This window comes from Hyalangium minutum (assembly GCF_000737315.1).
Taxonomy (GTDB): domain Bacteria; phylum Myxococcota; class Myxococcia; order Myxococcales; family Myxococcaceae; genus Hyalangium; species Hyalangium minutum.
The window spans coordinates 92,451-119,336 of the sequence record NZ_JMCB01000013.1 but is presented as its reverse complement, the minus strand read 5'-3'; the positions used below and the strand labels follow the sequence as shown (position 1 = coordinate 119,336).

Below are 26,886 nucleotides of genomic sequence, written 5' to 3'. Positions count from 1 at the left end.
ACGGGGCTTTGGGAGGCGCGGCCATCCGGCCGCGTCCTTGGAGGGAAGTTTGAAAACGCTGCCTACCCTGGCCCTGACTGGGCTGTTGCTCCTTGGTGTGCCCGCCTGGGCCGGTGACTTCGTCGATACCCGCCTGTCCTTCGTGTTCGCGGACGACAACGTCCTGGCGGGCGCTGGCGAGACGACGCCCAACAGCCCCAACGCGCGCTTCGGCGCGGGCAACCAGAACACCCAGTTCTACGACAACTTCAACACGCGCTTCTCGGGCTTCGAGACGCTGTCGAACCTGGTGCTCTACAAGCGCATGCCCGCGTTCTTCGAGGGGCTCACCACCGAGGCCGCGCTGACGATCCTCGTGCTGGAGCAGCCCTCGGGCGGCGTCACCTTGCGTGACAACTCCAGCTACATCCGGCTCAACTACACCCCGCCGGGCTGGGGCGAGAAGGAGGGCATCTCGCTCACCGGCTTCCCGGTTTCCGCGGATCGCTTCCGGCTCGGGTATGCGTACCGCATCTCGTGGGGCGGCAGCGGCGTCTTCACCAACCGCGCCGCGGCCGAGGGCGTGCCGGGCGTGAAGCTGCAGGTTACCCGGGACCGTTGGTACGCGTACCTGGGCGGCAAGACGTCGCTGGTGCTCAACGACTTGATTTTGGAGAAGGAGACGCTCTACGGCCTGATGGGCGGCGCGGGCGTGGACATTCTGGAGACGCTGCGGCTGGAGGCCGGTGGCGGCTACTTCCAGAAGGGCATCATCCCGGGCCTGGCCAACCAGGGCATCCGGGCGCCGGTGAACTCGGCGGGCCTGTCCGCGCAGGCCGTGTACCACGTGGGCGTGCCGGTGGGCACGAGCGTGGACTTCCGGCTGTACCGGAACGATCCCGACGTCTACCAGCGCTTCTTCGCGCCAGAGACGTACCCGGGCGGGCTCTCCTACTCCGTGTCGCTCGAGGGCAGCTACCTGACGCAGACGCTGGAGGATCCGGACGTGTTCGCGCGCACGGTGCCGCAGGGGGCCACGGCGGTGGCGCTGCAGGCGCGGGCCAAGTGGAACAACTGGCGCATGCACCTGCTGGGGCTGTACCGCAGCCTGTCCTTCATCCAGTTCGAGGTGCCGGGCCTGCCGCCGTTCCGTGACTTCCCCGAGGGCACACAGCTCAAGCCGGAGATGTTCATCGCGGCCGGCGCGGACTACTACCTGCCGAACTGGCACTTCACGCCGGGCTTCATCGTCGGCGTGCAGCAGCCCGCCTCCTACCGCAGCCCCGAGTTCCTGGGCGGCGGCAACAACCCTCCCCCGGGCCTGACGGGCACGCGCACGGTGGTGGTGCGCGACGTGAACCAGCTCAGCATCCTCCCGGAGACGTGCGGCGCGTCCAACGCGGCGTGCAAGGCGGAGCCGATCCTGTCGGCGAAGGCCACCTTCCGGTGGGACTTGTCGGAGACGGTCGCCGCGGTGGGCGAGGTCTATTACACCTACGACAACAACCGGACGACGTTCCGGGATGACGTGACGGGCGTGGCGCAGCCGCGCTTCGAGGAGCCGCACGCGCTCGGCTTCAACACGCTGCTCCAGGCGCGCTTCTAAGGCGCGGCTCGGTGGGGCCTCGGCGAGCGCATGCCGCCGGGGTCACGCCGCCGACGGAACGGGCTCCCCCAGCGCGTCCATGAATGGCACAGGCGCGGCCAGCGGATCCTGAGTCACGGCGACAGGCAGGCCGAGGTAGTGCTTGCCATCGGTGAGCACCAGCTTGGCCTCCACGAGGCTCGCCAGCACGGTCTCCAGCGGGTCCCAGCCCTGCGCCAGGGGGTCCTGCTCCTGGTAGCGCTCCTTCAGCGCCTGCACGGACGTCACCGCGTCGCAGGCCAGCAGGGCCCATCGCTCGGCGCCCTGCAGAATCAGGGAGGGGCTGGGAGCCACCTTCCTCCGGTCGACGATCCGCAGGTGATCTCCCTTGTCCAGCGAGTACAGGGCCGAGGTGCTGTACTCGGCCTTCCACTCCCAGATGCGCTTGTTCAGCGTCTGCACGTAGGACGGGACGTTCCGGCCGTCCTCGTACTCGTAGGAGAAGAAGTACGCCATGTTGTGGAGCGCGGACTCCGGCAAGTCGTAGATGAAGGAGTACGCGGGGGCGGGCCGGACGTTCTTGAACCCTCGCGCCTGGGCCTCGTTGAAGTTCGGGGAGAAGCGCTCCAGGAGAATGGAGATCCCCGCGATGGGTGGCGCCAGGTGGGTCACCAGCGGGACCAGCTCCGTCATCCGCGCGTACTCCCCGGGCTCCTCGCCCGGGAAGCCCCAGAGCACGCTCCAGAGCACGTTGATGCCGTACTCCTTGCACCACTTCATCAGCTGCAGGTTCTGCATCCCCGTCACGCCCTTGCGCATGAGTCGCAGCACCTGATCGCTCAGGCTCTCGATGCCGGGTTGCAGCTCCATAACGCGCGCGGCGCGCAGCAGCCGGACCTGCTCGTGGGTCAGGTTGGCCTTCACCTCGTAGAAGATGTCCACCGGGTTGGAGCGAGCGCCCAGCGCCGGGATGAAGGACTTGAAGTACTTCATGTCCAGGATGTTATCGACCACCACCACCTGGCAGCCGGGATGCGCCTCCGTCACCTGGATGAACTCCGAGAGGGCGCGCTCCGGTGACTTGCTCCGGTACGCCATGGACTCGCCGTTCAAGCCACAGAAGGTGCAGTGCTGCTTCTGCCCCCACCAGCAGCCCCGCGACGTCTCGAAGGGCACCACCGGCTTTGGAGCGCCCTCCAGCCGGGCCTCCGCCCACTGCGTGAAGAAGTCCGAGAAGTCTGGCACCGGCAGCCGGTCCATCTCGCGGAGCATCGTGTCCCCGCTCCCCGGGAAGCTGGGGCCTCCTGCGAGGTGCTCTCGCGCCAGCACGCCCACGAGCTTGCCCAGCCGCTCGCCGCGCAGCAGGCGCTCCACCACCCACGGGAACCGCTGCTCCGACTCGCCCGAGAAGACGACGTCGATGAAGGGAAAGCGCTCGAACTGCTCGCGGCCCGTGATGCCCTCGAAGTTCGCGCCGCCAAACACCGTGAGGAGCTCCGGGCGCCGGCGCTTGAGCCTCTGCGCGACCGCGAGCGCCGCCACGTTCTGCTGGTAGACGCTCGTGAAGCCCACCACGCGCGCGCCAGTCTGCAGAATGGCCTCTACACACTCATCCACGAAGGCGGAGATGCCCACGCGAGCAATCAGCAACTCCGCGATGTAGCCCTCCAGCTCCGCCCACCCCAGCTCCTGGTCCGGGCGCCTCCGCCGCATGACGGTGGAGAGGTAGCGCTGGGTGTCATCGGGCTTGGCCTCGTACAGCGCATGCGAGAACAGCCAGTCCCCCGTGAGGTCCGTCACCCCCGAGTAGTTCCCGGAGATGGCGGTGTAGAGACTGACGCCGAACTGCTGGGCGAAGCGGAGGTGGAAGTAGAAGACGTGGCTCTCGATGCCCGCGGCCTTCAAGGCCGGCTTGAGCAGGCTCAGCCCCATCGAAGGCGTCTGCAGAGGCCCGAATGGCATGTTCACCAGCACCACGGGAACCTGAGGACCGCTGGCTGCCAGGGATTCGGAGCTCATACGCTTGCATTTTACTACAAGCCATCCGGGGCTCCGACCCCCGGGACTTCAGACAGCCGTCATTCGCATCACCTCTTCAAAGGTGGTGAGTCCTTGCGCGAGTTTGCGCACACCCGCCTCCCGAAGGGTGCGCATCCCTGCGCGCCGAGCCGCCTCCACCAGCTCGTAGTGCGTCGCACCACGGTTGATGAGGTCCTTCAGCTCCGCGTTGATGCTGACGATTTCAAAGACTCCCGTACGTCCGAAATAGCCTGTGCCCCGGCAACGCACACATCCCGCGCCCTTGAGCAGCCTCACGCCTCCAGGCAGCAGCGGAATGGGCACCATCAGCGACGTCAGCTCGTCCGGCGTCAGCGTGGTCTCCTGTACGCAATGGACACAGTTGCGCCGCAGCAGGCGCTGGGCCATCAGCCCCACGAGGCTCTGCGAGAGCAGGAACGCCGGCACCTCGAGATCCTTCATGCGCGCCACGGCGCCGATCGCGTCGTTGGTGTGCAGCGTGGAGAGCACCAGGTGGCCCGTGAGCGCGGACTGAATGGCGTTCTCCGCCGTCTCCGCGTCACGGATCTCGCCCACCATGATGACGTCCGGGTCCTGGCGGAGGATGTGGCGCAGCGCCCCGGCGAAGTCCAAGCCCACCTTGGGCTGAACCTGCACCTGGTTGAAGCCCTCCCACACCATTTCGATCGGATCCTCGATCGTGGTGACGTTCACGTCCGGGCCCGCCACCGCCTTCAGCGCCGAGTACAGCGTCGTCGTCTTGCCGCTGCCCGTGGGGCCCGTCACCAGGATGAGCCCGTGCGGCTGGTCGATCCAGGACTCGAATGAATCCTTCTCATCCGGCTCGAAGCCCAGCTGGGCAATGTCCTGCACCAGCGTCTCCGGATCGAAGATACGGATGACCACCTTCTCGCCGAACGCAGTGGGCAGCGTGGAGACGCGGAGCTCCACTTCGCGGCCCTCGCGCTCTGTCTTGATGCGGCCGTCCTGCGGCTTGCGCTTCTCGGAGATGTCCATGCGCGAGAGCATCTTCACGCGCGAGACGATGGGCGCGTGGACCCCCGCCGGCAGGGTGTAGACGGTGTGCAGCACGCCGTCGATGCGCAGACGCACGTGCGACTGGGCGCGCTTGGGCTCGATGTGGATATCCGACCCGCGGTTGTCGAAGGCGTAGCGCAGCAGGTAGTCCACCGCCTGCACCACTGGCTTGTCGCCCGCGTCCAGCTCTTGCGTGCCGCTGAGCGACACCAGCTGCTCGAAGTTGGCGACCGACGGCCCGGTGGCGAAGTCATCCGCCGCGCGCGCCAGCGTCTTCTTGAAACCGTAGATCTCCGTGATGGACTTGAGGATGTCCGACTTGGACGACAGCACCGGCTCGATGGGCAGACCCGCCAGCCGGTAGAGGTTCTCGAACAGCTCGCGATCGAACGGGTTGGCCACCGCCACCACGAGCCGCCCCTGCTGCGTGCGCTCCAGCGGCAGCAGCGCGTGCTTCTGCGCGAAGGGCCGGGACACCGTACGCGTGGCCAGCGCCATGTCCAGCTTGAGCGGGTCGATCTTCCGGTACGGCATGCCGGCGGCGCGAGCGGCCGCCTCCGTCACCCGATCCTCGTCCAGCACGCCGCGGCCCTCGGACAGCGGCACCTGGAAGGCCGCGATGAGCTCCACCGGCGACACGTCATAGCGTGCCGCCTCCTTGGAGCCGCCCTGCGCCTTGGCCTTGAGGACGCGGGCGCGGGCGGCGGACTCGCGCGCGAGGATCTCCTGGGCCTGCTGCGCGGTGAGCAGGCCCTGATGGACGAGCGCCTCGAGCACGAACATCGTGCTGAAGTCCGCCTGGGAGCGGCTGGTGGCGGTTACCGGCGAGGCCAAGAGCGGCGACCTCCAGCGACCAGCAGCAGCGCGAGCGCCGACAGCAGCATCGCCGACGTGGGGGCCTGGCCGCAGCCACACCCGCCGGGGCCTCCATCTCCCCCTCCCGTGCCACCATCCGGAGGCGGAGGCGGAGGCGGGTTCGTTCCGGCATCGGTGCCGCAGAGCGTGCAGCCCGCATCCGGGACCTTCGTGGGATCGATGCAGCCCTCCGGATAGCACTCGAAGCCCGTGGGGCAGTCATTGCGCGTGCGGCACCGGGCCGTGCACGAGTACGTGGAGCCCACGGGGTTGCACTGCGCCGGGCTGGCGCAGGTGCCCGCGGCGCAGTCCCTCATGCACATGAGGTCCGGTCCCACCTGCTTGCACGTGGAGCCCCCGGGGCAGCCACACGCCGCGGTGGAGCACGGCTGCGAGCAGATGCCCTCCGGGTGGTTGTTGATGAAGAGGCAGATCTGCCCCGGGCCGCACTCCTCGCTGCGCTGGCACCCGTCTCCCACGGAGCGCCCCGTCTGCTTGTTCTCGATGCAGACGTGATCGCACGTGCGGCAGATATAGTTGGTGGCCGTCGTGCCGCCATTGCAGTCCAAGTCGTTGTAGCAGTTGGGGACGCAGGCATCTCCCTCGGCCAGTGGCGAGCAGGTGTAGCCCGCGCGGCAGTCGCCCGTGCCGGGCCGGCACCGCTTGAGGCAGCTATCATCCGTGCCCGCGCTCGTGTTGACGCACACCGAGCCCGCCGGGCAGGTGCTGGCCGAGGAGCCCGCGTTGCACCCCTGCTGGCAGTAGCCATCCACCCAGGCGGTCCCCCCAGAGGGCAGTTGCTCGGGCGTCTTGCAGATGGCCACGGCCGAGCCACACTGCGCGTTGGTGCCGCACTCCTTGCCCACCTGCGTCACCGCCTGGTTGGGGACGGCGAGGCAGGCCTTCGTGGAGCCAGCGACGGCCGAGGACGTCTGGCACACGAACGGGCTGGGGCACTCGGCTGGATCGTTGCCGGTGCAGCCCTTGGAGCAGTACTTATAGGACACGTTGCCGCTGTTGTAGGGGATGCAGGCGAGGCCGTTGGTACACGGATCGCTGTCCGAGCACGGCGAGCCCACCGCTCCGTCCTCCGGCAGGTAGCTGCAGACCTGCGTCACGTCCTGGGCATCGAGCACGCGCTTGGTCTGGCCCGCCGGGAACTCCGGGTACATCACCGCCGAGTTGGGCGCGTACGCATCCCCGAGCCCCATGCAGTGGCCCACCTCATGTGTCAGCGCCGTCTGCAGATCGCGGAAGTTGTCGCGTGGATCCGTGCCGGCCAGCGTCGTCCACCGGAAGGTCACCGCGTTGATGAAGATGTCACACTGGTAGAGGTAGCCCGCGTAGGTGAGCGGGACAGAGCCGGAAGGCGAGTTCCCGCCCGCGAGCGCCGTGTTGTAGTAGGGGTCGGCCGAGCTGGTGATCCAGATGGTGCTGACGTTGAACGCGTCCGTGGTGCTGCGCACATCCGGGATCGCGGCCGTGCTGCTGTAGCCCTTGTATTGGAAATCCGGGTACGCACAGGCCACGTTCTCCCAGGTCTGGAAGGCCGCGGTGGTGGCGGCCTCCACCTGCGAGAGGGCAATGCCCGCCGGGTTGCTGGCGCGCGAGTCCAGGTAATAGGCGAACGGGTAGTCCCGGTTGTTGAGCATCTTGAAGCCGAGATACTCGTACTGCTGCGCGGAGGCCGTGGCACTCCAGGCCATCATCGCGAGCACTGCCATCCGTTGCAGCTTGCGGTTCATCGCTTGCCCCTCTCCTGCTGCGCCGGGGGCAGAGTCGCCCGCCGGATCTCGTCCACGACTTCATCCAAGGACCGCCGGACCGGGCCGCCCTTCACCCGCGCGGTGAGCTCCACCTCCCGCCGCCCCTGGGCGCCCTCCGTCACCGTGTGCTTCCCGGCGCCCTGCCCTACCAGCACGCACCGCTCCACCGCCTTCGGATCCGGGCAGCGGAGGAACATCAGCGCCGTCTCTCCCGCGGCGATCTTCGCATCTCCCGCCAGGTGCGACTCCCACAAGCCGCTGCGTCCGCCCAGCTGCACCAGCTCCAGCGCGCGCGGTCCCTGCCCACGGTACTCCTCCAGCACCTCCAACCGGGAGATGGTGGTCATCTGTCTCACGTTGCCATTTGGCACATTGACGCGCTGGTCCACCACGCGCGCGAGGACGATCCGATCCGATGGCCCGGCCAGCTCGGCCAGCGTCTGCGGGGGCAGACCCGAGGCCCCGGCGAGCGCAGGCAGGCCGAGAACGATCATCAGCCCGAGGAGGCGGAGAGAACCCATGGTGGCCCCAGCTTACCCGTGAATGGCTCGGCTCGCGGCGTCCACGAGCCCTTCAGGGGTGGGCTGCTCGGCCACCGCAGCCACCTCGATGCCCAGCCGGGCCAGCGCGCCCGCAGTCGTCGGGCCAATGGCCACCACCCGGGCCTGCTCCAGCCGCTCGCGGCCGGCGGCCTCCAGGAACACCTCCACCGTGCGCGGCGAGGCGAAGAGCACCACGTCCGGCGGAGCGGTGCGCAGCAGCTCCTGGGCCTCGGGAGGCAACGCGGCGGGCGTGGTCCGGTACGCCGTCACCCGGGTGACACGCACGCCTTGCTCACGCAGCGCCAGCTCCAGCTCGCGGCGCCCCTCCTCGGCGGCGGGCAGGAGCACCTCGTCGTCCGGGTGAAGCTCGGACCGGAGCGCCTCGAAGAGCCCCAGGCCCGTGGACTCGGTGGGCTCGGCGGCCACCTTCAAGCCGTAGCTCTCGGCCACACGGGCCGTGCGTGGCCCCACCGCCGCCACGCGCACGCGGCCCATGAGGTCCGCCGTGCCCGCCTCGCGCAAGGCCTCCATCAACGCCTCCACAGCCGAGGGGCTGGCGAACACCACCCACCGGTAGCGCTGAATGGACTCCGCAGCGGCCATGAGCGGCCGGGGATCCTCGGGAGGACGCAACTCCAGCAAGGGGAGGCTGAGCACCTCCGCACCCTCGTCCTCCAGGAGGAAGCACAGCTCTTCCACCCGCTCTTTCGGGCGCGTGACCAGGACGCGCTTGCCTTCGAGTCGCCGTTCCACGGGCGCGGACTCTAGCCCAGGTCACCAGAGCGCCTTGAAGCGGATTCTGCCCCTGGACTTCGCGCGTGATTTCTGCGTTCCTCCCCACCCAACAGGTGGGGCACGAGCGGCCCGCCTTCATGGGGAGGATCCGTGGGACTTCGAAAGTTACTCCGAGCCAGGAACAGGGCGCTTGCCTCCCAGCAAGAGCCGCCTTTGAACCTTCAAGTCTTGTTCCCGCGCGCCGTCTGGCCCTTCGCGGACACCTTCACGCGCATGCTCCAGAAGGTGCACCCGTCTCTGGCGCACGTCCGCGTGGAGATGAGGATCCCCATCGAAGGCCCCAGCGTGGGATTGATGGAGCAACTGGCCCTGGTGCAGTGGGCACAGCACACCGTGTATGTGGGGTTCCTGAGCGTGCCCGCGCCCGCGGACCTGCTGGAGCAGACGGTCAACACCGCGCTGCTCTACGAAGATGCGTGGAAGGAGCAGGCCCATGCGCACACCGCGCATGCCATCCTCATCTACAAGGGCCAGGAGCGGTCGCCCTTGGAGCAATACCGAGCCCTGGCGAAGATCGCGGTGGGGCTGCTGCCCTTGGGGGCCTCCGTCGTGCTGAACCCGAACGCGTGCACCTCCTGTCCGGTGGTGCGGCTCGCTCCCCAGCCTGGAGAAGAGCTGGAGCAGGTGCTGAGCACCTTGCCGTGGATGACCTTGTTTATTGGCTTCGTGACACTGCAGGTGGAGGGCCACGAAGGGCTCTGGGTTCGCACCTGCGGCGCCCCACGGCTCAACATGCCAGACCTGGCCCTGCACATCGACAGAGACCAGGATGTCCGGAACATCTATCGGCTCTTCAGGAGCACCTTCGACACGATGCACTCCACGGGGGTGCGATTCAAAGCGGGGGACATGCTGGTGGACGAAGAGTTGCAGTGGAAGTTCCGTCAGCCACGCGCGGATGAAGGGTTCCTCTACAGCCCGCAGCTGATCGTCTTCGAACCCATGCCTCCCACCGGACCGATGCACTGAGCGCCCAGCCGCGCCGCAGGTGTCGCTGCCAAACGGCGCATCGACATGGGTGGGGAGTTGCCCACCCACAAGCGATGGGGGCTGTCAGCCCTCCATTCCAGCGCGGGGGCGCCGGAACTCTGCAGGCACCGGCTCCTGGCTCGTCTCCACGCCTTCCCGGCGATACCCCCGTGTGGAGATCCGCCTCTGCAGTTCCGCCAGCCGCTCCTCTTTGCCGTAGGGCTGGGCCTGCTGCGCGAGGAAGCCGTGCAGCTCATCCCGCAGGGTCAAGGCGGAAGCGTACCGCTCCTCCGGCTGGAGCCGCAGGGCCCGGAGCACCACGGCGCGCAGTGCGGCAGGCGCCCCGGCAGTCACACGCTCCACGTCCTCTGGCCGCAAGTGCTCGGCACGGGCCGCCAGGTGCGCGGGCGGCGCCCAGCCCGGATCCTCGGCCCGGAGTCTGTTCTCCAGCTTCGCCAGGTGACCGGGCAGGGCGCGCGGCACGCCCTCATCCGAAGGATCCAGCAGATAGCGGTTGCTGAGCAGCTCCAGCAAGATGAGCCCCAGGGAGAAGATGTCCGCGCGGGCGTCCGGCACCCGGTGCACCAGGACCTCGGGCGCCGAGTACTCCCCGGTCCCCTTCACGAGCAGGCCCGGCGTGGCAGGACGCCCTGGACGCGTGGTGAACGCCGCGCCAAAGGCGGTGAGCTGAACCTCTCCATCGCGGGTCAGAAAGATATGGCGCGGACAGACGTCCCGGTGAACGAGGTGGAGCAACTGCCCGCGCTCATCCTCCAGCCCATGCGCGGCGTGGAGCGCATCCGCCACCTGGGCGACGACAGAGGCCGCGAACGGCGCCGACATCGGCTGGCGCCTCACGACGGCCCGGTTCAATACCCGCTCCAGGGACATGCCCTCCACATACTCCAGCGCCACCCACGGACGCTGCGCGCCCGGCGCCACCGCGAGCACGCGCGGAATGCTGGGGTGATTCAACAGACGCAGCAGCCGCGCTTCCTCCAGCAGCCGCCGGCGATCTCCCTCGCTGGGTGTGGCATGCAGCCGTTGGATCAGCACCAGCGCTCCCGGCTCCCCAGCGTCCACGGGGCGCGCGAGGAAGCGCTCCCCCACGCCGTACGGCCCCAGGCTGCGAACGGCGGCGTAGGTACGCGAGCCCACGGTGAAGCGAGGGGCTTCCGGAGACAGGGAATAGGTGGCAGCTCGAGTGGGCATGCATGCACTCCTGGGAAGGTCCACGGCGGCTGGGCCATGGGGTGAGGGCCAACATGAAGACGACTTCAGGGGTTCTGCCGCGTCTTCATACCCAGAGAGTAACATGAAAAAGCCGCCAGCCGCCATACCCTGTGAGTGGGGAGATTGGGCTGCAGGCGACGCGCGGGGGCTTCACGGCTCGCCGGGAAACTGGAGCAAGAAGATGGCGGTGCTGTTATTCAAGGTGGTGAAGATCTCGTTCGTCGAGCCGGGCTCCGCTGTGAGCGCATACCAGTTAGTGCCTGCATCAGCGGCGTGAGCGCAGATAGGGACCTTCTCTGATTCGCCCGGAAAGAGCGCCTCCTCATAGCGGACGAAGAAAAGCCCCTCTCCCCCTGCGACCACCTTGCCGTACAGGAGGGTGCCGTCCTCGGGAACCCCACCGGGACCTATGAAACCTGTGTTGTCTCGCGATTCGCTCACCACCTTCTGTCCCGCCTTGAGTTGGACTTCTCCCTCAGGACCGGTCACATCCAGTTTGATCTGCATGCCTCGCTTCACCCCGATGCGCCGCGCCCGCATGTTCTGAATGGCTGCGGGCGGACACTCCTGAGCCGACGGCCGCAACGGGATGCCTGAGCAGCCCGTGGCGATCACACCCGCAGCGCACAAGGCCGCCTTCCGGGCGCCCCCAGCGCCGCGCGGACGTGGGGAAGTGGCAGCAGGCGGGCTCGGCAATGAACTCTTGGGTGTCTCCATGGGGCTGTCGTCCTTCAAAGTTTTCTCAGCACGGGCGGTGACAGGCGTCAGGCTGGGTTGAGAGGGAAATACCGCAACAAACTCTGGGGCCGGTTCGTCCGCAGGTGAAAGAAAAGGCGCTTCCCGGGCAGCCAAAGCTGAGCGGGGGGCCTGCTCGGGGGTGCTCCCGGCGCCAGGGAACAGAGCCCCTGCCGAGCGCCATGCAACCCAGGCCATCATGGCCACCGCCACCAGCGCCAGGGTCCTCCGGCTCCATCGTGCCACCCGGCCCCAGGCTCTGGCCTGGCGTGGCAGCAGTGCGTCGCGCCGGCTGAGCACAACGGCCCGCCGCTGCTCCTCCAGTGCGTGCTGCGGCTTGACGGCGTGATTCCAGGCCACCTCTTCATCTTGTGCAGGGGGGCCATCCCCTGGGGTGGGTTCCTGCGTCGGTGTCTGTCCCTGTTGCTGGGGCGGGTGGGGCTCATACACAGGCGTATCCCAGACACCCGCCCCTGAAAGTCCCCTCTCCAGGGCCTCACACAGTGCCCTCCCATCGCGGTAGCGCCCTTGGAGGCGGCTGCTCAGCATCCGCATCACCACCCGGCTCAGCGGCAGGGGCACCCGGGGATTGAGCAGGTGCGGAGGAACGGGTTGCCGCAGCGCCATCCCCCGCACCGACTCCCTGCCCATGCCCTCGTCCGGAAACGGAAGCACCTCCGTGAGCAGTTGATAGAGCGTCACCCCCAGCGCGTACCAGTCATCCGCGGGCCGGAAGCGGTAGGTGCGCTTCCCCCAACGCGGCGAGAACGCCAGCGCCTCGGGGCTGAGGTAACTCCGGGTGCCAGGGGGGGCTCCGCCCCAGGTGAGCGGGGTGCTGCGCTCAGTCTGCCCCATCCCGAAGTCCGACAGGAAGGGCTCCCCGTCCACCGCTCGCACCAGCACGTTGTCCGGCTTCACGTCGCGGTGCATGACCTGCCGCTCATGGGCCTCTTGGAGCGCCCGCGCGAGTTTCTGAGCCAGGTGCACCACCTGACGGAAGGAGGGATTGGCCTGGCGTGCCCACTCCAGCAACGTGGCCCCCTCCACCCACTCCAGGATGATGTAGACGATGCCCGTCTTCGCGTTGGGCCACCGCCCATGGCCCAGAACTCCGCGCACGTTGGGGTGCGCTGCCTGGAGCAGCAACTGGACCTCGCGCAGCGCCCGGGCGTCCGCCGTCGGGTCCTCCTCGGGTGAGTGCAGGCAGAACTTCAGCGCGCAGTACTGGCCAGGACAGTGAATGTTTTCCGCCACCCACACACACCCATAGCCCCCTTGGTCCAGATACCGCACGAGCCGGAAGCCGTTCACCTCTGTTCCCTGCAGCAGCTCGGCTGGGACCGGGACCTCTTCGGCGTCCGCCGAAGGGAGCCGCCTGTGTTGACTCATGGCCTGCCTCCTCTGGCTTCCCCCCTGCGCCCAGGCGGGCTCTCGCGAACCCGAAGCACGAACGCCCGCAGCCCCTCTTGTTCCCGCACCGTCATCCGGTACTCCTGCGCCAAGCCACCCACGGGCACCTCAAACTCCACCACGAGGAGGGCTCGGCCACCGGGCGTGATCACGTCTGTTCCCAATAGCCGCACCACTCGTGCGTTCCAGCGTTCCAGCGTTCCAGCCGACACAGGTTGCAGCGTGGCCCCTGCGGGCGCCCACGGGCGTTCACCCGCAAGGAGGTGGAGCTCCGCGACCAGGGCCCTGCGCCCGGCGGTCACATAGAGCTGAGCGGTCCCTGCACGGAAGCCAGGAGCGAGGTACCAACCGTCAGTCTGCACTTGCTGGACGGAGATGCCTTCCGGCCCCAGAGTGCCAGCCTCGATCAGCCCCGCCAGATCTCCCTGGGCGGCGTGCAACTCCGCCACCTGCACGTCCCTGGCGGCCAGCTCCGCCGCCTGCGAGGCGGACCGCGCACGCTCGGCGGCCAGCGCCTCTTCCAGGGCGGGGACGGTGCGCATGCGACGCGTCACCTCCACGTGCGCCTCCGCGTTCAGCGGATCCACGACGAACACCACGACCTCGCCCTCCTGCGTGGAGCCTTCCGCGAACCGCACCGGCAGCCGCAGCCGTGTGCCTGCCTGCGCCCCCATAGCGGGCACCACCGTCAGCGTGTCCTCCGCCACGGCCACCCGGGCCAGGCCCAGCTCATGGGCCGCGCGCTCCACCGCGCTCCGGTCCAGCGGCGCGTTGAACAGGAGCGTCGTGGGCATGCCCGGTGCCACATTCACAGCGGCAACGCCCCGAAGCGGCGGAAGCTCCAGCTGCCGCGGGGACTGCGGAGGTTCTTCGGAGCGGGGTTGCGCCTGTGAAGGCCACCCCCACAGCAGGACGAGCACCAGCACGGCGCGGACGGGCCACAGAGACACGGACAACCTCCCGAGTCTCTCACTCTACACGGAACGTCAGACGTCCGCCTCCCTCCTGAGGCGGGTGTGCATCCCCTCACCCCCTAGGTTGTTCCACCGCTCACCTGAAACTACTCGCGTGGGCGGTACCACTCCGGCTTGCAGAGCCAGGGCCCGTCCTCCTGCACCTGGATGCAGTGGAAGCCCTCGCCGCATGCGCCGGTCTGCTCCGGGGAGCAAAGACGCTCACAGGAGATGAGGGAACACACCTCGCCAGACGGGCACGGAGGCGAATCCGGCTCCAAGCAGCTCTGGGCACAGCGCACCCAAGCCTCTCCGGGACGCGCAGGGATGAGGAAGTCCTCGCACCAGAAGCCCTCAGGACACGAACTCTTCTGGCAGTTGTGGCCATGCACCACCGCGCAGGTGGAGGCAATGTCTTCCTGGCTGCCGCGCATGCACTCCTGCCCCTCCGGACATCCCCGCTCCTCGCATGTGGGCAAGCATGCGGGCTCCGGCTCTATGTCTGCGCAAAAGAAGCCCTCGGGGCAACTGGCGGCCTGCTCTGGGCGGCACGGCCGCCCGCACCATCCATCTCCCGCGCACAGCAACCCGTCACGGCACGCCTGCACAGTCCGCGGGGGTGTTTGGTAGCACCGCTCCCCTTCCCCTCGGACGCCCAGCAAGACACATTGCTTGAGCCAGGGCCCCTTCGCTGTCTGCACGACACGGCAGACATGACCTTCAGGGCACTGCCCATCCGTCATGCACTCGCTGTCGGTGCAGAAGCGCCGCAAGTAGCGTAAGTCGTCGAGACACCCCAGCGGCGGATCGCAGTCTGCCGTGGTGCGGCAGCCACGGTGGTATGTGCGCAAGCTCCTGCGCTGCTCGTGGGTGAGCACCGGGCCGAGCTTCACCATGGCAGGGCCTGGAAGTTGGGGCGCCGCATACAGCGCGACCCACACGAGCCAAGCGAGGGGGAGCACCAAGGCTCCTCCCAGCCCGGCTACAAGCACGCCACGCCACTTCACCAGTCCTCTCCCTCATCCAGTTCTTCGCCACACACCTGCAGGCATTTGGCGCTGGGGTCTTGGCCCATAGGGCAGAGTTGTTTTCGCACTTCCTCCGTACACGGGGGGAACTGCGGGCCGTAGGTTTCCCGGGTGTCTTTGGCTGCGGCGCGCTCAATGGTTCCCCCACGCCCGAAGGAATGAGGGCACCCTGTTACCCCACCAGCCACACCGCGCAGACCACCGGCTTCCATCTCATGAGGCCCTCCCACAGGCGCCATCCTGCCGGGCATGATAGCCGCGCCCCAAGTAGCCGCTCACCGGTTCCACTCAAGTGGAGGCAGCCGCTCTCTGGTTCTGAGGCTCTGCCTCCTCAGGAGTTCGGAACAAACCCGGTACGCCCAAAGTCGCGGAGGATCTCCTGGGCGCCGCGCGAGAGCAGTTCATCCGCGAGCGCATCCCCCAGCGCGTGGGCGTTGCTCACCGGGCCGCGGACCTCGCCGGCCACCACCCTCGAGCCGTCCGGACGCCCCACGAAGCCGCGCAGGTGCACCTCGCCGGCCTTCACCGTGGCGTGGCCCGCCATCGGCACCGTGCAGCCACCCTCCAGCTTCGCCAGGAGCGCCCGCTCGGCTGTCACGGCGATGCGCGTCACCGCATCCTCCAGCGGCGCGAGCAGCGCCCGGACCTCTGCATCGTTCGTGCGGCACTGGATCGCCAGCACGCCCTGCCCCACCGCCGGCAGACTCACCTCGGTCGGCACCACCTCGGTGATCTCCTTCTCCAGGCCCAGACGGCGGAGCCCCGCGCTGGCCAGCATCGCGCCCGCCAGCCCCATCTCTCTCGTCTTCTGCAGCCGCGTCTGCACGTTGCCGCGCAGGCTGACGATCTCCAGATCCGGCCGCCGCGAGCGCAGGATGCAACTGCGGCGCAGCGAGGAGGTCCCCACCTTCGCGCCCTGGGGCAGCGTGTCCAGCGTGAGCCCCGTGGGGCTGCAGAACGCGTCGCGCGGGTCCTCGCGCACCGGCACCGCCGCGAGCATCAGGCCCTCGGGCAGCACGGACGTCATGTCCTTGAGGCTGTGCACGGCGATGTCCGCGCGCCCATCGATCAAGCACTGCTCGATCTCCTTCACGAACAGGCCCTTGCCGCCCACGGCGGACAGCGGCGCCGAGAGGAACCGGTCGCCCTCTGTAGTCATCTCCACCAGGGACACCTCGAGCCCTGTGTGGTGGGACCTGAGCAGCGCCGCCACGTGGCGGGCCTGCCACAGTGCGAGCGGGCTCTGACGGGTAGCAATCCGCACCGCGCGGGTCATCGCTTGCCTCCATGGGCCACGGCGGCCGTGGGTCCCTCGGGCTCCGAGGGATTCGGAGCGGGCTCATCGATCAGCCCGAACAGCTCGGCCGCGGCGCCCGCGAGCCGGTGGCTGTCTTCCTTCTCGGGCCCCACGGCGCGCAGCTTCGCGGTGGGCTCGTGCAGCAGCTTGTTGACGATGGCGCGGCCCATGGCCTCGATGCTCTTGCGCTGCTTCTCGGTGAGCCCATCGCCCATCGCCGCCAGTGTCTTCTCCACCTCGGCCTTGGCGATCTGCTCGGCCCGCTGCCGCAGCCGCGCCAGCACCGGCACGCCCTCGCGCACCGCCCGGTCCTGGATGAAGCGCGACACCTCCTGGATGACGATGACGCCGGCCTGCTGCGCGCCCTCGGCTCGCGCGGCCGCGTTCTTCTCGACGAACTTCTGGATGTCATCCACGTTGAAGGACGTCACCCAGTCCAGCTCGGAGACCTCGGGCGCGATGTTCCGAGGCACTGACAGGTCCACCAGGAACAGCGGCCGGAACCGGCGCGCCCGGCCCACCGCGCCCACGTTCTCCTTCGTCAGCAGCGGCTCCTGAGCGCCCGTCACGCACACCACCACATCCGCCTCTTTCAGAAGCGCGCTCAGGTCCTCGAGGGGACGGGCCGTCGCACCCTCCAGCTTCTCCGCCAGCGCCTGCGCGCGGGCCAGCGTCCGGTTGGTGATGATGAGCCGACCGATCTTCGCCTGCTTCAGGTGCTTCGCCGCCAGCTCGCCCATCTCGCCCGCGCCGATCACCACCGCCGTCTTGTCCGACAGCTGATCGAACACCTTGGTGGCCAGCGCCACCGCCGCCGAGGCCATGGAGGTGGCCGCGCGGCCAATCGCCGTCTCGTTGCGCGCGCGCTTGGCGCAGGTGAACGCCGCCGCGCACACGCGCGTGAGCCCGCCGCGCACCGCGCCGACGCTCTGCCCCAGTTCGAAGGACTCCTTCACCTGACCGAGGATCTGCGCCTCGCCCAGCACCATGGACTCCAGGCTGGAGGCCACGCGGAACAGGTGCTCCAGCGCACCGGCCCCATGGTGCTCATAGAGGTGGGACAGCGTCTCGGCCCCGCCCACGCGGCTCAGCTCCTCCCGGGCGCGGTGGGCCGACTGGGCCGTGTCCGGAGACATCACATAGAGCTCCACCCGGTTGCAGGTGGAGATGAGCAAGGCCTCGGTGGGGGCCTGCGCCAGGCGCTGGAGCAGCTCCATCTGGCCCTGCTTCTCCAGTGCGAGCCGTCCGCGCACATCCTGGGGAGCGGTCTGGTGCGACAGCCCAATGCAGATGAGCTCCATGGCTAGCGCATCCCCCCGGTGAAGTCATACGAGGAGAGGAAGGACACGAGCACCAGCGCGAAGCCTGCCATCGTCAGCAGCGCCACGCGCCTCCCGCGCCAACCCACCAGCACGCGCGCGCCCGCCAGCCCCGCGAAGAGCCCCCACGCCACCAGCGTGGCCAGCACCTTCGCATCCATCATCCACGTGAACCCCTGGCTGGAGCCCGCGACGAAGAACGCCCCCGTGGCCAGCGTGATGGACAGCGCGATGAAGCCCGCCACCACCAGCCGGTTGTTGAGCGTGTCCAGGAACTCGAGCGAGGGCAGCCGGGAGAACAACAGGCCAAACTGCTTGCCTCTCACCTCTCGCTCCATGAGCAGGTACATGACGCCCACGCCTGCAGCCACGGCGAACGCCGCCATCCCCACCAATGCAAGGGTGATGTGCAGCGGCAGCAAAGGCTGGCGCAGCGCGGGAGTCAGCGGCGGCTGGCCCGTCCGCAGCAGCACCCCCGGCACCAGCGCCGTCACCGCCAGCGGAGTGATGAAGGCGCCAATGACTGGCTTGCGGTAGCGCAAGTCCAACACCAGCCCGAACAGCAGCAGCAGGAATGCCAGCGTGGAGAATCCTTGCGCCGCGCCGACGGGCATCCCACCTTGTGCGCCCAGCAGCGAGAACAGCGCCACGCCATGGAGGACGAGGCCCACCCCCACCAGCACACGCCCGACGACAGCCAGCGCCATCCACGAGCGCGCCAGGTAGGTGAGGTACACCAGCGCGGCAAAGCCGTACGCGTGGCAGGCGAGCGAGACCAGGGTTTCGTTCATGGCGGCAGCGACATAACCCCGGGCGACCCCGCGGTCAGCCCATCTTGTTGAGGATGAAAGCAGCCAGCAGATCCGTCTCGCTGCTTGGCTTCTTGTCGGCCGGACGGGGGGCGGCGGCGACCTCGGTAAGATACCCTGGAACCACTTCGTAGGCGGACTCCCCCAGGATGACAGAGTCGGCCATCTGCTCGGCCCCCAAGCTTTGGAGCTGGGCCTCGGTCTTCACCTTGGCCACCAGCTTGTGGGTGTCCTCACCCGTGACGAGCTGCACGAAGTGCACGGCGGGGACAGCCGGGAAGCTCGCGCCCCCCTCCGCCATCACCACCAGCTTGCCGTCCTTCAGATCCGCTTTGTCCCCCAGGGCCCACTCCTCGAGTTGGGTCTGGGGCAGGAAGAGCTTCATCACGTGGCCCAGCTTACATCAGCGCCGCCCGGACAGCCCGTCTCTCGTGCGGTCTGCCTGCTTGAAACCCACGGGGCTTGTCAGCATCTCAAAGATCAAGAACAGCGACGCCCGCTGCTCCTTGCAGGGCATAGGGGACGCGTACTAGAGGACGCGCCCGCAAGGCCCGTCAATCGAATGGCCTTTCTAGAGGAGACATCCATGGCCGGTGTTGACGTTGTGAACGTTGGGGACCAGGACTTCGACCAGCAGGTGCTGAAGTCCGAGCAGCCGGTGCTCGTGGACTTCTGGGCCACCTGGTGTGCCCCGTGCCGCGCCATCGCCCCGTCTGTCGAGGCGCTCGCGACCGAGTACAGGGGCAAGATGAAGTTCACCAAGATGAACATCGACGACAACCAGAAGACGCCGCAGGACTACGGCATCCGCTCCATCCCCACCCTGCTCGTCTTCAAGGGCGGCAAGGTGGTGGATCAGATCGTGGGTGCGGTGCCGAGGCACAAGATCGAAGCAGCCATCACCAAAGCGCTCTCCTGAGAGTGCCCACGCCTGGGCGAGGCTCTCACGCCTCGCCTGGGCGGACCCCGCTTCCAAGCAGGAACGTCCGGCCCGACGTTCGGAGTTGCTCGAGCAATCCTGGCTCGCGCTCCTAGATGCGTCTCGTGTGCTGCGCCTGCTGTGTCTTCCGCTGCTCCCTCTCTGTCTCAGACAGGTCTCCGTCTGTCCTTTCGAGCAGAGTCTAGAAAAACCCCTCATCCTTGTGTTGACAGATTTAGCAACAAAGTACAAATAAGCGGTTCATTGATTTAAACCCGTTTAACCGGCTATTCAAAATTAAAGGAGCATCCATGCCACGTCCTCGGAAGCCTACCGGTCCCTCTCTGCCTCCCTCGGCCCTCCCTCCCGCACTTGCTTCGTGGGCCGAGGCGATCGGGGACGCCATCGGTCGCGGGGTGATTCGCGCGCTTCATGAGAATGGCATCAGCACCGCAGGGGCTCCGGCAGCGGTGACCACGCGCAGAAGAGGCCGGCCGCCGAAGATGCTGGCCTCAGGGCCCGTGGCGCCGGAGCGCCGCTGCACCGTGCCGGGCTGCGAGCGCGAGTCCCGCTCCAAGGGCCTGTGCTCGGCGCACTACCAGGCCGAGCGTCGCCGCCAGCTGGCCGCTGGCAAGAAGGTCTGAGCGCGCGTTACTGGCCTTGCCAGGGATCGCCCGGGGAGGTGGCCTTGAGCAGCTCCCACGCGGCGAGCACGTCCACCACCCGCTCCAGCTCATTGGGCAGCGAGCGGGCCCGGCGGGACTGAAGGTATTCTTCGGCAAAGGTTCGCAGCCGCATGCCGAGGAAGAGCCGGGCCAGCGAGACTTCCGTCTGCCCGGTGAACTCCACGAAGCGGATGCCGAAACCCGAGCGCCCTCCCGGGCCCGCCCGCTCCTCGCGGACGATCTCGGCGCGGGTCTGTACAGGCTCGGCGCCCTCCTCGAGCGAGAAGCGCACCTGGACCTCCGTGCCCATGGGCAGGAAGAAGGTGCTCTCTAGAAAGGCGCCGCTCACGCTGACGTTCTGCGAGAGGAGCGTCGCAGAGAAGGTCTTCTGTCCCCCCTCCTCCCTCCAGAGCTCGAAGCGCGTGGCCAGCCGGGCACGCGGGAAGTGCCGGTGCTCCGGCTCGTTGCCCGACTGCATTTCAATGATGGGGGCCACCCGAGGTGTTGCAGGGCGTCCCGCCGGGCGCCGGGGCTCCTCGGGACGTGAGCCCGAGCGGCGCGCGTCCGGCTGAAGCGTAGACATCTTCGGAACGTTGACGCCCGGGCGGCGCGGCTCGCGGCCCTGGGCCGGAGCGGGAGGCGGTGTTCCCTCGCCTGCTGGGGAGACGTCCGAGGGCTTCCTCTCCGAGGCAGTGGCTGGGGGCGCTCCTTCACGGGGAGACGCAGTCGAGGTGGACACCTCCGAGGCTGAGCCCTTCTTGGCACCCTTTCTTTGCATCATCGCCTCCGCGCCCCTGAAAGAATCCCGTATCGGAACAGGCGCGATTCATACACCATGCGCCCGCGCCGCCGCGCGCGGAGATTGTAATGCTGGGAAACCTCCTCAAGCCGGAGTTCGACGAGCTGATCCTGGCTCGTGACTGGAACTCGCTGCGCGAGGCCTTCACGGAGATGGACCCGGCGGATGTGGCCGAGGTCATCGAGGATCTGCCCGCCAAGGACAGCGGCGTCCTCTTCCGGCTGCTGCCGCGAGACACGGCCGCGCTGGTCTTCGAGTACCTGCCTCCCCACCAACAGACGGAGGTGGTGAGCACGCTGGGCAACGAGGACCTGAAGAACCTGCTCAACGAGATGGCGCCGGACGACCGCACGCGCCTGCTCGAGGAGCTGCCCGCGGAGGTGACGCGGCGGGCGTTGACGACGCTGTCGCCCGCGGAGCTGAAGGTGGCCCGCGAGCTGCTGGGGTACCCGGAGCGCAGCGCCGGCCGCTACATGACGCCGGAGTTCCTCACGCTGCCGGAGAACCTCACCGCAGCCCAGGCGCTGGACTTCGTGCGCACCCACGGCCAGGGGCGCGAGACGCTGAACGTCCTCTATATTGTCGACGAGAAGCGGCGACTGCTGGACGACGTGCGCCTGGCCGCGCTGGTGCTGGCGAAGCCCGACACGCGCATCTCGGACATTCATGACCGGCAGCTGGTGAGCATCCCCGCCACGGCGGACCGCGAGGAGATCATCGGCTTCTTCGAGAAGTATGACCGGGTGGCGCTGCCGGTGACGGACTCGCAGGGGGTGCTGCTGGGCATCATCACCCACGACGACGTGCTCGACGTGGCCGAGGAGGAGGCCACCGAGGACATCCAGCGCATGGGCGGTATGGAGGCCCTCGAGGCGCCCTACCTGGACATCGGCTTCACGGAGATGTTGAGCAAGCGGGTGGGCTGGCTGACGGTGCTCTTCTTCGGGCAGATGTTCACCGCCACGGCCATGGCGCACTACCAGGACGCCATCGCCCAGGCCGTCTTCCTCAGCAGCTTCGTGCCGCTGATCATCTCCTCGGGCGGCAACTCCGGCTCGCAAGCCACCTCGCTCATCATCCGCGCGCTGGCGGTGCGAGATGTGGCGCTGAGCGACTGGTGGCGCGTGGCCCTGCGCGAGGTGACCAGCGGCATTGCCCTCGGATTGTTCCTCGGGGCGCTGGGGGCGCTGCGCATCATCCTCTGGCCCGGCGCCGAGGGGCTCTATGGCCCCCACTTCGGGTGGGTGGGCATCGCGGTGGGCTTCAGCGTGGTGGGCGTGGTGATGTTCGGCACGCTGTGCGGCTCCATGCTGCCGTTCCTGCTGCGGCGGCTGGGGCTGGACCCTGCGGCGGCCTCGGCGCCCTTCGTGGCCACGCTGGTGGACGTCACCGGCGTGATCATCTACTTCACCGTGGCCAGCGCCATCCTCACCGGCCGCGCCTTCTGAGCCCGAGCCCAGCTCAGAACATGTGGCGGCGCATGCTGATGTTCACCAGCAGGCCAATGCTGAGCATCATCGACATGATCGACGAGCCGCCGTAGCTCATCAGCGGCAGGGTGATGCCTGTCACCGGCAGCAGTCCAATCACCATGCCGATGTTCTCGAACACCTGCCAGAAGATCATCGCGGTGATGCCTACCGCCACGAAGGCTCCGAACCTGTCTCGGGCGTTGAACCCCACGGCCAATGACAGAGAGAAGAGCCCTCCATACAAGGCCAGGAGCACCAGGCACGACAGGAAGCCGTGCTCCTCGGCCCACACGGAGAAGATGAAGTCCGTGTGCTGCTCGGGGAGGAAGGACAGACCCGTCTGGGTGCCCTCGCGCCAGCCCTTGCCGGACATGCCGCCGCTGCCCACGGCGATCTTCGACTGGGCGGCGTGGTAGCCGCTGCCGCGCAGGTCCGCCTCGGGATCCAGCCACCCGGAGATGCGCTGGCTCTGGTGCTTCTTGAGGTGGTGCTTGAGCACGGTGAAGCGCGGCTCGGGAGCCTCACGCACGTAGTCGTTCCAGATGATGCCGCCCACGGCCAGGATGCCCGCGACAATCACCGCCACCAGGTACCAGCGCACCTTGCCGAAGAGGATGACCGTGGCCGAGGACAGCAAGATCATCATCGCCGTGCCCAGGTCCGGCTGCACCAGCACGAGCACCGCGGGTACCGCCACCACCGCCAGCGGCTTCCACAGCCGCAGCAGGCCATAGGCCTCTTGATTGGGCTTGAAGTCGTCGTGGTAGACCTTGGCCAGCATGAGGATCACGCCGATCTTCATGAACTCGGCGGGCTGCACGCGCACCGGGCCCAGCACGAACCAGCTCTCGGCGCCCTTGGCCTTGTGCCCCAGGAAGCGCAGGGCAATCAGCGCCAGGATGTTGAGCACGTAGATGGGGACAGTCATCCGCTGGATCCAGCGGTAGTCCACCAGGCACACCATCAACGCGACGCCCAACCCCACGGCCATGTAGATGGCCTGGCTGGTCCACACCGAGGCATGCGGAGGCCGAGCCGCCGAGGCCAGGTTCCACACACCCAGGGCGCAGATGGCCAGGATGCAGAAGATGAGGGCCCACGGGACGTGGGGCACCATGCGTCGTTCAATGCTGAGCTGCATTCGGAGGGCCTGCGGCCGGAGCGCCGCGCGTGGGCGTGCCCGCGGCTGGAGTGCCGCGAGTGAGAGTAACGTCCTGCAGCTTCGGAGTCGGAGGCAGCGTCAGGACGTAGGGCTGATTGGAGCGCTGAGGCGGCGAGTTCGCATCCAGCTGCTTCAGCTCGAAGTACTTGGAGAACACGGCCATGCCGGTGGGCGCCGCGTCCACGCCACCGTGGCCACCGTGCTCGTTGAGCACCACCACGGCGATCTCTGGCTTGTCCGCGGGCGCGAAGCCGGCGAACCACGCATGATCGCGCGTAAAGAACTCCATCTGGTGCGTCTTCAGGCGCACCGCGCCAATGGCCACCACCTGGGCGGTGCCCGTCTTGCTGGCCACGACGATGTTCTTCATCTGCTCCTTGTAAGCCTGGCGCGCGCGGAACGCGGTACCGCCCGCCTCGTTGGCCACGGCCACCAGGCCTTCCACGATGACCTTGCGGTGATCGGGGTTGATGTCCACGGTGCGCACCACCTGCGGATTGAACGAATCGACCACCTGACCGTCCTGATCCTCGATGCGATGCACGAGCTGCGGCTTGTACAGCGTGCCGCCGTTGGCAATGGCCGCGTACACCATGGCCAGCTGCAGCGGCGTCACGTTGTCGTCGCCCTGGCCGATGGCGCTGTTGAGCGCCATGCCCTTGGTGTAGCCGCCGGGCGAGAGCCGATCATGGTACTCGGTGGTGGGCATGATTCCGGGGACCTCGCCCAGCACGCCGATGCCCGTGGGGCTGCCCAGGCCGAGCGCCCGGCCCATCTCCGCGATCGGATCCAGGCCGATGGTGTCCGCCACCTTGAAGAACCAGGTGTCGCACGAGTACGCCATGGCCTGCTTGGCGTTCACCGGGCCGTGGCCGCTCTCCTTGTGGCAGCGCCACGTGCGCGCGCCCAGCTTGTAGCCACCCGGGCAATTGATCACCGAGTCTGGCCGGAAGTTGCCCGACTTGAACGCCGCCAGCTGGGTGACGACCTTGAACGTCGACCCCGGGCTGTAATGTGCCGCGGCCACGCGGTTGATCATCGGCTGGAGCGGATCCCTCACCATCTCCGCCATCTGAGCCGGAGTGACGCGGCCGGTGAGCAGGTTCGGATCGAAGCCCGGCCGGGACACCAGCGCCTTGATGTAGCCGGTGTTCACGTCGATGGCGACCACCGCACCCGCCACGCCCGGGAAGATGCGCTCGGCTTCTTCCTGAAGCCGCATGTCGATGGACAGCACCAGGTTGCTGCCGGCCTGGGGCGGCGTCACCGAGTTCTCGCCGAGCTTGTCGTTCAGCTCCTCGATCTTCTGGCCGCGCGCATTCACCACTTCCTTGCGGAAGCCGTCCACGCCGCGCAGCTGCGGCTCGAAGTACCGCTCCAGGCCGCGCCGGCCGATGTAGTCCCCCAGGGCGTACTTCGCGCCGTCGGCGTTGAGCCGCTCCAGCTCGTCCTGGTTGATCTCGTTCATGTAGCCCAGCACGTGCGACAGCACCGTCTCCGTGCGGTAGTTGCGGTGCGGCACCGCCACCACTTCCACACCGTCCAGGATGTCGCGCCGCGCGTTGATGCGGTCCAGCTCGTCGCGCGTGAGATCGATGCGCACCGGCAGCGGCTGGAACGGCGCGTTGCGCTTGGAGATGCGCACCTGGTCGTCCACCTTCTTGCGCTGATCCTCGTCCCAGCCCAGCAGCGTGGCCAGCTTCGGAAGCACTTCCTTGGAACAGTCGGTGCAGAACGCAGGGGTGATGAAGGCGTCGAAAGACGGACGGCTGTCCACCAGGATGGTGCCGCGCGCATCCTTGATGACGCCACGGTCCGCGCGCAGGCGAACTTCCTTCACGAAGTTCGCCACGCTCTTGGCGGCGTACTCCTCGCCCCGGATGATCTGCAGCCGGTAGAGCTGGAGGGCCAGCACTGCCATGCCGCCCACCATGGCCAGGCCCAGCCACAGAAAGCGCTTCTTGAGGTCCCGCCCCGGAGGCGTCGTCTTTCCAAGATCCGGAGGAGTCACAGCAAGCCTCCCGCCTGGGTGCGCTCATGGCGCACCTCGAGCTTGCGCAGCAGCGGATAGAGGGCCAGCGCCGCCGCGCCGGTGAGCGCCACCTGCAGCGGCAGGCCGGGCAGCACCGCCGTGGCCGAGCCATCCTTCACCGTCAGCCACCCGAAGAAGGCCGCCAGCAAGCCATGGCCCACGTCCGCGCCCATGGTGAAGAGCACGAAGGCCACCGGCCCGCGCACGTCCACCAGCGAGTACACCAACCGGCACACCAGGAAGGTGAAGACGCCCAGGAACGTGTAGAGCCCCGTGGGCTGGCCGCTCATCAAGTCCAAGAGGTAGCCCACCGCGAAGGCCGAGCAGGCGCCCTCCAGCAGCGAGGCCCGCAGCGCCAGGAACGCCAGCAGCACCACCGTCACGTCGATGCGCGACAACACCAGCCCCGCCCGCTGCACGATGACGGACTCGAGCGTGAGCAGCACCATGGCCAACACCACCGTCACCAGGAACTTCATCGCGTCCCCTCCACCAGCGGCGCCGCGTCCTGGTATGGGCTGCCCACCACGAAGACTTCCTCGAGCTTCGTCGTGTCCACCGCGGGGAGGATGTCGGCCGCCTGGAACATGCCGTGCTCCTTCTTCGCCAGGTTCGCCACCCGTCCCACCACCAGCCCTGGCGGGTACACCCCGTCCGTACCGGAGGTGATGATCAGATCCCCGTCCTCGACATCCTCGGTGCGCAGCATGTTCTCCAGCTTGAGCGGCCCGCTGCCCGAGCCCGCCGCCGTGCCACGCGCCCGCGAGCGCTGCACTCGCACGCCCACCCGGCTCTGGGGATCCGTCACCAACGCCACGTCCGCGTAACCTCCCGTCGTCCGGATCACCTGGCCGACGATTCCATCCGGCGTCACCACCGACATGCCCCGGTACACGCCCTGCCGCTCGCCGCTGCTGATCCGCACCGACAACAGCTTGGCCACCGGGTTCACCCCCACCACCCGCGCCGGAATCTCCGGCCCCGCTTCCTTTTCGGCGTACCCCAACAGTTGCTTGAGCCGCTCATTCTCGGCCCGAGCCTCGCCCAACGCCTGCACGGCTGCTCGCAGCTGCATGTTCTCCAGCCGCAGCGCGTCATTCTCCTGCCGCACGTCGCGCAAGTCCACGTAGTGGCTCATCGCGCCCACCACCCCGTCGATGATCCAGTTGAGCCCCGACTGGAGCGGAGCCGTCATCGCGATGACGGCGCGATCGACGAAGTTGGCGTCGCGGCCCCGCCGCCCAGACACCAGGAAGGCGACCAGCGGGTAGAGCAGCAGCACGCTGACAATGATGAAACGGCGATACCGCCGGAAGAGCGACAGCACTGGGGGAAAGTACCCGTGTAGGGAAAGAGAGGCCGGAAGGGAGAGGAGCGGCTAAACACTGTAAATCGCTTGCATTTTCAGAGGGCTTATCCTAGGCAGTCAAGGCCTGTCATGGGGGGTGAAGGCGAACCGTTCACTCACCGGCCGGGCATCCAACAAACCTGCGTCGCGAGTCCTT

22 protein-coding genes are annotated in these 26,886 nt (G+C 67.9%); 5 read left to right on the top strand and 17 right to left on the bottom strand.

What is annotated here, in order from left to right; translation table 11 throughout:
* Positions 1-49 precede the first annotated feature (49 nt).
* Positions 50-1,585 (top strand): hypothetical protein, encoded by a 1,536-nt coding sequence (locus DB31_RS29290; RefSeq protein WP_205628581.1) that lies wholly within the window; start codon positions 50-52, stop codon positions 1,583-1,585.
* Between the two features lie 42 nt (positions 1,586-1,627).
* Here the strand turns inward: DB31_RS29290 and DB31_RS29285 are convergent, their stop codons facing one another.
* Genes DB31_RS29285 through DB31_RS29265 form a run of 5 tightly spaced genes read right to left on the bottom strand, consistent with a single transcriptional unit; the run spans position 1,628 to position 8,537 of the window.
* A complete protein-coding gene (locus tag DB31_RS29285; RefSeq protein WP_052420339.1) occupies positions 1,628-3,583 on the bottom strand; it encodes a RiPP maturation radical SAM C-methyltransferase in 1,956 nt (651 codons plus the stop codon).
* Between the two features lie 48 nt (positions 3,584-3,631).
* Positions 3,632-5,404 (bottom strand): GspE/PulE family protein, encoded by a 1,773-nt coding sequence (locus tag DB31_RS29280; RefSeq protein ID WP_044193985.1) that lies wholly within the window; start codon positions 5,402-5,404, stop codon positions 3,632-3,634.
* Between the two features lie 35 nt (positions 5,405-5,439).
* The gene (locus DB31_RS29275) at positions 5,440-7,221 is read right to left on the bottom strand and encodes a zinc metalloprotease (RefSeq protein ID WP_044193573.1); all 1,782 of its coding nucleotides are present in this window, start codon (positions 7,219-7,221) and stop codon (positions 5,440-5,442) included.
* A complete protein-coding gene (locus tag DB31_RS29270; protein WP_044193571.1) occupies positions 7,218-7,763 on the bottom strand; it encodes a hypothetical protein in 546 nt (181 codons plus the stop codon). Before DB31_RS29270 ends, DB31_RS29275 begins: the two co-directional genes overlap by 4 nt.
* A 12-nt stretch (positions 7,764-7,775) precedes the next feature.
* Complete coding sequence (locus tag DB31_RS29265; RefSeq protein WP_044193569.1) at positions 7,776-8,537, bottom strand: uroporphyrinogen-III synthase; 762 nt, start codon at positions 8,535-8,537, stop codon at positions 7,776-7,778.
* 195 nt (positions 8,538-8,732) lie between these two features.
* Here DB31_RS29265 and DB31_RS45280 point away from each other — a divergent pair, with 195 nt between their 5' ends.
* The gene (locus DB31_RS45280) at positions 8,733-9,548 is read left to right on the top strand and encodes a hypothetical protein (RefSeq protein WP_157232232.1); all 816 of its coding nucleotides are present in this window, start codon (positions 8,733-8,735) and stop codon (positions 9,546-9,548) included.
* Positions 9,549-9,632: 84 nt separating this feature from the next.
* Here the strand turns inward: DB31_RS45280 and DB31_RS29255 are convergent, their stop codons facing one another.
* The 7 genes from DB31_RS29255 to DB31_RS29220 form a co-directional block, all read right to left on the bottom strand.
* The gene (locus DB31_RS29255) at positions 9,633-10,760 is read right to left on the bottom strand and encodes a protein kinase domain-containing protein (protein ID WP_044193568.1); all 1,128 of its coding nucleotides are present in this window, start codon (positions 10,758-10,760) and stop codon (positions 9,633-9,635) included.
* 171 nt (positions 10,761-10,931) lie between these two features.
* Complete coding sequence (locus tag DB31_RS29250; protein WP_052420337.1) at positions 10,932-12,905, bottom strand: serine/threonine protein kinase; 1,974 nt, start codon at positions 12,903-12,905, stop codon at positions 10,932-10,934.
* Entirely contained in the window at positions 12,902-13,876 is a 975-nt protein-coding gene (locus DB31_RS45275; RefSeq protein ID WP_052420336.1) for a DUF2381 family protein, read from the bottom strand. The genes DB31_RS29250 and DB31_RS45275 overlap by 4 nt, the downstream gene beginning before the upstream one ends.
* Before the next feature lie 1,362 nt (positions 13,877-15,238).
* Positions 15,239-16,183, bottom strand: a complete 945-nt coding sequence (gene hemC / locus DB31_RS29235) for a hydroxymethylbilane synthase (protein WP_044193565.1) — start codon at positions 16,181-16,183, stop codon at positions 15,239-15,241.
* Complete coding sequence (gene hemA, locus DB31_RS29230) at positions 16,180-17,505, bottom strand: glutamyl-tRNA reductase (RefSeq protein ID WP_044193563.1); 1,326 nt, start codon at positions 17,503-17,505, stop codon at positions 16,180-16,182. Before hemA ends, hemC begins: the two co-directional genes overlap by 4 nt.
* Before the next feature lie 2 nt (positions 17,506-17,507).
* Positions 17,508-18,314: a cytochrome C assembly family protein gene (locus DB31_RS29225; RefSeq protein ID WP_044193561.1), complete on the bottom strand. Its 807-nt coding sequence runs from the start codon at positions 18,312-18,314 to the stop codon at positions 17,508-17,510.
* Between the two features lie 34 nt (positions 18,315-18,348).
* Entirely contained in the window at positions 18,349-18,717 is a 369-nt protein-coding gene (locus DB31_RS29220; RefSeq protein WP_044193559.1) for a hypothetical protein, read from the bottom strand.
* Positions 18,718-18,918: 201 nt separating this feature from the next.
* Between DB31_RS29220 and trxA the strand changes: the two genes are divergently transcribed.
* Positions 18,919-19,251, top strand: a complete 333-nt coding sequence (trxA, locus tag DB31_RS29215) for a thioredoxin (RefSeq protein WP_044193557.1) — start codon at positions 18,919-18,921, stop codon at positions 19,249-19,251.
* Positions 19,252-19,562: 311 nt separating this feature from the next.
* Entirely contained in the window at positions 19,563-19,895 is a 333-nt protein-coding gene (locus DB31_RS29210; protein ID WP_044193556.1) for a hypothetical protein, read from the top strand.
* A gap of 7 nt (positions 19,896-19,902) precedes the next feature.
* Here the strand turns inward: DB31_RS29210 and DB31_RS29205 are convergent, their stop codons facing one another.
* Positions 19,903-20,697, bottom strand: a complete 795-nt coding sequence (locus tag DB31_RS29205; protein ID WP_240486944.1) for a PilZ domain-containing protein — start codon at positions 20,695-20,697, stop codon at positions 19,903-19,905.
* 86 nt (positions 20,698-20,783) lie between these two features.
* Here DB31_RS29205 and mgtE point away from each other — a divergent pair, with 86 nt between their 5' ends.
* The gene (mgtE, locus tag DB31_RS29200) at positions 20,784-22,163 is read left to right on the top strand and encodes a magnesium transporter (protein ID WP_044193554.1); all 1,380 of its coding nucleotides are present in this window, start codon (positions 20,784-20,786) and stop codon (positions 22,161-22,163) included.
* 13 nt (positions 22,164-22,176) lie between these two features.
* Here mgtE and rodA read toward each other — a convergent pair whose 3' ends face one another.
* Genes rodA through mreC form a run of 4 tightly spaced genes read right to left on the bottom strand, consistent with a single transcriptional unit; the run spans position 22,177 to position 26,708 of the window.
* Entirely contained in the window at positions 22,177-23,304 is a 1,128-nt protein-coding gene (rodA, locus tag DB31_RS29195; RefSeq protein ID WP_240486943.1) for a rod shape-determining protein RodA, read from the bottom strand.
* Between the two features lie 7 nt (positions 23,305-23,311).
* Positions 23,312-25,360 carry a penicillin-binding protein 2 gene (gene mrdA / locus DB31_RS29190; protein ID WP_044193550.1) on the bottom strand — a complete coding sequence of 683 codons (2,049 nt, stop codon included), beginning with the start codon at positions 25,358-25,360 and terminating at the stop codon, positions 23,312-23,314.
* Positions 25,357-25,860 (bottom strand): hypothetical protein, encoded by a 504-nt coding sequence (locus tag DB31_RS29185; protein ID WP_044193549.1) that lies wholly within the window; start codon positions 25,858-25,860, stop codon positions 25,357-25,359. Before DB31_RS29185 ends, mrdA begins: the two co-directional genes overlap by 4 nt.
* On the bottom strand, positions 25,857-26,708 hold the full coding sequence (mreC, locus tag DB31_RS29180) for a rod shape-determining protein MreC (protein ID WP_044193547.1): 852 nt from the start codon (positions 26,706-26,708) through the stop codon (positions 25,857-25,859). Before mreC ends, DB31_RS29185 begins: the two co-directional genes overlap by 4 nt.
* Between the last annotated feature and the right edge of the window lie 178 nt (positions 26,709-26,886).

What these genes read in the sequence shown, in the direction of transcription:
- DB31_RS29285 (WP_052420339.1), bottom strand. Translation starts at nt 3,583, where the DNA reads ATGAGCTCCGAATCCCTGGCAGCCAGCGGTCCTCAGGTTCCCGTGGTG.
- DB31_RS29280 (WP_044193985.1), bottom strand. Translation starts at nt 5,404, where the DNA reads ATGTTCGTGCTCGAGGCGCTCGTCCATCAGGGCCTGCTCACCGCGCAG.
- DB31_RS29275 (WP_044193573.1), bottom strand. Translation starts at nt 7,221, where the DNA reads ATGAACCGCAAGCTGCAACGGATGGCAGTGCTCGCGATGATGGCCTGG.
- DB31_RS29270 (WP_044193571.1), bottom strand. Translation starts at nt 7,763, where the DNA reads ATGGGTTCTCTCCGCCTCCTCGGGCTGATGATCGTTCTCGGCCTGCCT.
- DB31_RS29255 (WP_044193568.1), bottom strand. Translation starts at nt 10,760, where the DNA reads ATGCCCACTCGAGCTGCCACCTATTCCCTGTCTCCGGAAGCCCCTCGC.
- DB31_RS29250 (WP_052420337.1), bottom strand. Translation starts at nt 12,905, where the DNA reads ATGAGTCAACACAGGCGGCTCCCTTCGGCGGACGCCGAAGAGGTCCCG.
- hemC (WP_044193565.1), bottom strand. Translation starts at nt 16,183, where the DNA reads ATGACCCGCGCGGTGCGGATTGCTACCCGTCAGAGCCCGCTCGCACTG.
- hemA (WP_044193563.1), bottom strand. Translation starts at nt 17,505, where the DNA reads ATGGAGCTCATCTGCATTGGGCTGTCGCACCAGACCGCTCCCCAGGAT.
- DB31_RS29225 (WP_044193561.1), bottom strand. Translation starts at nt 18,314, where the DNA reads ATGAACGAAACCCTGGTCTCGCTCGCCTGCCACGCGTACGGCTTTGCC.
- DB31_RS29220 (WP_044193559.1), bottom strand. Translation starts at nt 18,717, where the DNA reads ATGAAGCTCTTCCTGCCCCAGACCCAACTCGAGGAGTGGGCCCTGGGG.
- trxA (WP_044193557.1), top strand. Translation starts at nt 18,919, where the DNA reads ATGGCCGGTGTTGACGTTGTGAACGTTGGGGACCAGGACTTCGACCAG.
- DB31_RS29210 (WP_044193556.1), top strand. Translation starts at nt 19,563, where the DNA reads ATGCCACGTCCTCGGAAGCCTACCGGTCCCTCTCTGCCTCCCTCGGCC.
- DB31_RS29205 (WP_240486944.1), bottom strand. Translation starts at nt 20,697, where the DNA reads ATGATGCAAAGAAAGGGTGCCAAGAAGGGCTCAGCCTCGGAGGTGTCC.
- mgtE (WP_044193554.1), top strand. Translation starts at nt 20,784, where the DNA reads ATGCTGGGAAACCTCCTCAAGCCGGAGTTCGACGAGCTGATCCTGGCT.
- rodA (WP_240486943.1), bottom strand. Translation starts at nt 23,304, where the DNA reads ATGGTGCCCCACGTCCCGTGGGCCCTCATCTTCTGCATCCTGGCCATC.
- DB31_RS29185 (WP_044193549.1), bottom strand. Translation starts at nt 25,860, where the DNA reads ATGAAGTTCCTGGTGACGGTGGTGTTGGCCATGGTGCTGCTCACGCTC.